5 protein-coding genes are annotated in these 3,264 nt (G+C 43.2%); all 5 read right to left on the reverse strand.

Annotation, left to right across the window (positions count from 1 at the left end; translation table 11 throughout):
* Window positions 1-115 precede the first annotated feature (115 nt).
* The gene (locus tag D3H55_RS23485; protein ID WP_113928799.1) at window positions 116-355 is read right to left on the reverse strand and encodes a DUF5348 domain-containing protein; all 240 of its coding nucleotides are present in this window, start codon (window positions 353-355) and stop codon (window positions 116-118) included.
* Window positions 352-1,152, reverse strand: a complete 801-nt coding sequence (locus D3H55_RS23490; protein WP_119549752.1) for an ExeA family protein — start codon at window positions 1,150-1,152, stop codon at window positions 352-354. The genes D3H55_RS23485 and D3H55_RS23490 overlap by 4 nt, the downstream gene beginning before the upstream one ends.
* Complete coding sequence (locus D3H55_RS23495) at window positions 1,145-2,503, reverse strand: DDE-type integrase/transposase/recombinase (RefSeq protein ID WP_119549753.1); 1,359 nt, start codon at window positions 2,501-2,503, stop codon at window positions 1,145-1,147. The genes D3H55_RS23490 and D3H55_RS23495 overlap by 8 nt, the downstream gene beginning before the upstream one ends.
* Window positions 2,504-2,541: 38 nt before the next feature.
* Entirely contained in the window at window positions 2,542-3,069 is a 528-nt protein-coding gene (locus D3H55_RS23500) for a DUF6431 domain-containing protein (RefSeq protein WP_338067970.1), read from the reverse strand.
* The coding region (locus D3H55_RS24705; RefSeq protein ID WP_168413250.1) for a hypothetical protein at window positions 3,050-3,264 on the reverse strand (215 nt) is incomplete at its 5' end. The genes D3H55_RS23500 and D3H55_RS24705, both read right to left, overlap by 20 nt.

Raw genomic sequence — 3,264 nt, forward strand, 5'->3', positions numbered from 1 at the left:
TGTTAATGACGCTCTATAATGTCCTGAAACTGACGGCTCAATTTGTCCTTAATTTGACGGATTTATTGCCACTTAAAGATACAGAAGGGAGGCTTGTAAGGCCTCCCCAGAACATCTATAAATCTACCTCATAGGTTTCATTTTGCTTCAAATAAAAACGGACTTCATGACTGCCGGTGATGATGTACCAATCTCTGCCGAGCTCAAGCCGGCATGACAACACCTTGCCATAACCGAGGTTCAGCTCGAACCATTCACCACACCTCAGTTTGTAACCTTTTTGATCTCCCCAATTAACAATCCAACAATCAAGTGTCTCATCAAAGTACATACTCTTCCAACGGCTTTTCTTCATGCAAGTTCTCCTTCAATCACCTTCTTGACCATACGATCATCAATGATTCTTGAGCCGTTTTGAGCTGCGAACAGAAGACAATGTGTCGCCAGTTTATTGATCAGTCTTGATGCACCACTCGAATAACTGAAAATCTCATCAAGGGCTAGATCACTAAAAATATCTCGTTCAACACCGGCATAGCTTAAATGCTTATTCATATATTGCTCTGTTTCTGCTCTGTCAAGATGATCAAGCTTAAACTGGATATCAATGCGCTGACGGATTGCTGCGAAGGACTGAAGCTGAAGGCGATCCCAAAGCTCAGTTTGTCCCACCATAATCAATGCCATGGGACTTTGCGCATCCATACGGAAGTTTAAAAGGAAACGGACTTCCTCTAACATTTCACGATCAAGCAGATGGGCTTCATCGACCACAACCACAGGCGTTATCTTGTGAATGCCTTTCATTAATTCGATTTCACGATGTAATTGGCGCTTGGCATCTCCTCTGTAGAACTTTGCTTCGAGGCCCAACTGTTCTAACATTCCTTTATAGAAGTGACGTGGTGTCAGCTTAGAATCTGATAAATAAATCAGCTTAAAATGCGATGGATCCAGTTGGTCTGTAAACCTGCGAATAGCTGTCGTTTTTCCAAGCCCACACTCACCAGTCATGATAGCGAAAAGCTGACGTTCTGCGGCATAGTTCAGTCGCCCAATAATCTCTTCGAGCTGAGTAGATTCATAGAGTTCAGTCGTTGGAATACTGCGGGAAAATGGCGTATGGCTCATCTCAAAGAAGGACTCAAACATGACTCGTTCCCCCTTTGCTGATATGACGGAAACTCACGGCTGGGACAGAAGGTGTAATGGCGGCTGCCTTTCTTGCCTGGTTAGGTTTCTTAGCTCCCTGGAGAAGTCTTGAAGAACCGGCAGGTTCCTTTATCATCTTTTCCGGAAGAGATGGTCTCTTTCCTGTTCTCTCTGTAATCACCATTCTTTTTGCTTTCCAACTATCATATCCCTGATAATCCACGGTTAGTTCTGTAGTATCTTGAGGATCATAGGTAATTTCAACTTTACAACCCACGAAATTGATACCTACTTCATATTTTTCATCCTGAAAACTGATACAGCCAGACTTATCGACTTTCCTTGTTTCTGAATGTAGGAATGCATGAGCGAGCTCTTCTGCAGAAACGTGACGAATGGGCGTACTTTCACTGCGATAAGCCTCTAACGGGGTGATGTTATTCTCTAAAGCTGAATGCGGCTTATGAAGATAACGCTCATCCAGCCATACACCTAACCATTGATTTAACGCTTCAATAGTTTGAGGGTTTTCTAGTTTTACCTCGTTTAAAAACTCTTCGAATGTGCGATTAAAACGTTCTACTTTACCGGTCGATTCAGGAGAGTAGGGACGGGCATAAAGAAGCCGCGTACCTAACTTGGAACAGGTTCTGGCCATCCACTTCGTCCGGTACTGCTTACCGTTATCAAAGTAAACACTTTCAGGAACCCCATGTTTCCTGACAGCTTCACGAAAAGCATCTTCAACACAACGGGCATCAAGCATAGGGTAGAATGCCACATGAAGAGGAAATCGAGTCGCGTCGTCTAAAAAAGCTACCATATATACTTGTTTTTTCGTACCGTTCGGTCCAATCGGTAAATAAGGTCCGTATTTAATATCAGAATGCCATAAGGCATTGCGACAACGCTTCTGAAAACGGCGGACAGCTCCAGATGTTTCATGGTACATTTTCATTTGCCGTGAACTATAACCACGTTTGGCGAGACGCTCCTGCAGTGTTGATCGTTTCAGTACACCTTTTTCTACAAGGCCATCCCACTCGAGGATTTGAATAATGGAGGCAATGCTCCTACTTGGCACTTCACGTCTCAGTAAGATAGCCTGTTCAAGCACTTGATCCTGTAATTCTTCCGGAACTGAACGATAAGGTTTTTGTTTTAAACCCTCAAAGCCTTTTTCCTTAAACTGCGATATATAGCGTCGAATGGTGCGTTCTGAAAGTCCGTGCCTCATACAGATTTGCTTGATGAGTCTTCCTCGCTCCTGCTTATCCAATTCTTCATCTAATAACGGCGCAATCATTTGAAAGCGATTCGTTGCCATTTCTTCTGCTTTTGTTCTACCCATTGTTAACACTCCTTTTTTCTTGATAATTGAAGTGTAAATCATGGAGTAGCGGACAAAAACGCAGAACGGGTATGTATCCAAAAATGATGATTTGCAACTGGATGGACAATTTTCCCCAGCCATCCACTTGCTGTGCCAAACCATTGTCCAATTCGTTTATGTACAGGCAACAGACGACTGGACAAGTCGACCGTTGGGGTCTCATTCTGCTCAAATTGAATCAGTAAGGATTGAAGAATAAACAACCAGTAATCAATCAAGGTAGAAAACCATTTCCTCCACCCGTAAATCGTTGATTCATCCGCTGCCACCGTCAGGTGGGCTGTTTGGAAAATGGTTTCCTCAATGACATCTGCAGCGTATCGTTTATATGGGATCATTAAGTCAGGAAGCTCGTGGTGAATCTTGTTGCACTGCTGGCAACGCAGTCTCCTGATAATAAACGTTCTGGCCATGCCTCTTTCATCTTTTAACTTTCTCTCCCTTGAACCAATGACCTTGAAGTCCTGATGATTACAACAGGGACAAGGAACCTTTTCTGCACATTTAATAAAAAACGCCTTTATCGGCGGATTCCACTATGATATAATCATTTACAACAATCATATTGTTTGAGGGACGTCTTCCGTCGCGCCACTGGTAATGGCCGGCATCATGGAAGGCGTCTTTTCCTTTCTTTAGGGTTATTAAGGACATTATATCCGTCAACCCCTGGACAAACAATACCGTCAACAAATGGACGTTTTTAAACAGCATTAACA

The organism is Bacillus salacetis (genome assembly GCF_003581585.1).
GTDB lineage: Bacteria > Bacillota > Bacilli > Bacillales > Bacillaceae_B > Rossellomorea > Rossellomorea salacetis.

Coding starts and splice junctions, on each gene's coding strand:
- D3H55_RS23495 (WP_119549753.1), bottom strand. CDS start 2,503: ATGGGTAGAACAAAAGCAGAAGAAATGGCAACGAATCGCTTTCAAATG.
- D3H55_RS23485 (WP_113928799.1), bottom strand. CDS start 355: ATGAAGAAAAGCCGTTGGAAGAGTATGTACTTTGATGAGACACTTGAT.
- D3H55_RS23490 (WP_119549752.1), bottom strand. CDS start 1,152: ATGTTTGAGTCCTTCTTTGAGATGAGCCATACGCCATTTTCCCGCAGT.